The sequence below is a fragment of the Halomonas sp. AOP7-E1-9 genome, from assembly GCF_052376035.1.
Taxonomy (GTDB): Bacteria; Pseudomonadota; Gammaproteobacteria; order Pseudomonadales; family Halomonadaceae; genus Vreelandella; species Vreelandella citrativorans.
The window spans coordinates 1-1,257 of sequence record NZ_JBQSVC010000085.1; the positions used below are offsets into that span (position 1 = coordinate 1).

General features: G+C 56.0%; 1 protein-coding gene. It reads left to right on the forward strand.

The window, feature by feature from the left end; all coding sequences use genetic code 11:
* The first annotated feature begins 73 nt into the window (after positions 1-73).
* A protein-coding gene (locus ACT3R4_RS18400) for an IS3 family transposase (RefSeq protein ID WP_496201294.1) occupies positions 74-1,248 on the forward strand; the annotation gives its coding sequence in 2 pieces (ribosomal slippage) (positions 74-329 and positions 329-1,248; 1,176 coding nt in all).
* The last annotated feature ends 9 nt before the right edge of the window (positions 1,249-1,257 follow it).

Consider the following 1,257-nt stretch of genomic DNA (forward strand, 5'->3'; position numbering starts at 1 on the left):
TGTAGTGGCATAGTGAATCTGGCCACCTGATTTTGAGTGTATGATCACTCACAGAGACAGTCAGGTGCAGATGATGACGAAGAAGAGAACGTTCAGCCCGGAATTTCGCTTGGAAGCGGCCCAACTCGTGGTCGATCAGGGTTACACGCTGAAAGCGGCGTGTGAGGCCATGGGAGTTGGCAAATCCACCATGGAGTATTGGGTTCGCAGGCTTCGGGCTGAGCGGGCAGGCAAGGCGCCGCTGAAAGGTGAGGCTCTGACGCCGGAACAGCGTGAGATCCAGGAACTGAAGCGCAAGCTGCGGCGGGTGGAGGAAGAGAAGGAAATATTAAAAAAGGCTACCGCTCTCTTGATGTCGGACTCCCTGAGCAATTCTCGATAATCGAGCGACTTGAAGAGAGCTATGCGGTGCAGCACTTGTGTCAGGTGTTTGGGGTGCATCGCAGTAGCTACCGGGCCTGGCGTGGCCGGGATAGAAGGCCCTGTGAGACTGAGCAGAAGCTGCTGGATCAGGTTGTCGAGGCGCATACCGTCAGTAACGGCTCTGCCGGCGCTCGCAGCATCGCCAAAATGGTCACGCAGGCTGGAACACCGCTGAGTCGTTACCGGGCCAGTAGGCGGATGAAACAGTTGGGGCTGGTGAGCACACAGCCACCAAGCCACACCTACAAGAAGGCTGATCAGCCGCACCTGGATATCCCGAATGTTCTCGATCGGGAGTTCGGTGTAAAGGAGCCCAATCAGGTATGGGCCGGCGACATTACCTATCTTTGGACAGGGTCACGCTGGGCTTATCTGGCGGTGGTCATCGACTTGTATGCGCGGAAACCCGTGGGCTGGGCATTGTCCTTGTCGCCGAATACGGAGCTGGTAAAGAAGGCGCTGACCATGGCCTACGAATCGCGTGGAGAGCCACCGGGCATCCTATTTCATTCGGATCAGGGTTGCCAGTACACCAGCCTGGCATTCCGGCAGATGCTCTGGCGCTGCCGGATGACGCAGAGTCTCAGTCGCCGTGGGAATTGCTGGGACAATGCCCCGACAGAGCGCTTCTTCAGGAGTCTGAAAACGGAATGGATGCCAGAGATTGGCTACCCCAATGTTGCGTCGGCGAAGCAATCTGTCACTGATTATATGATCGGTTACTACAGCAGCCTCAGGCCGCACAGGCATAATGATGGACTGCCGCCGAATGTAGCAGAAAAGAACTACTGGAATGCTCAAAATTCGGTGGCCAAAAACACTTGACCACTACAA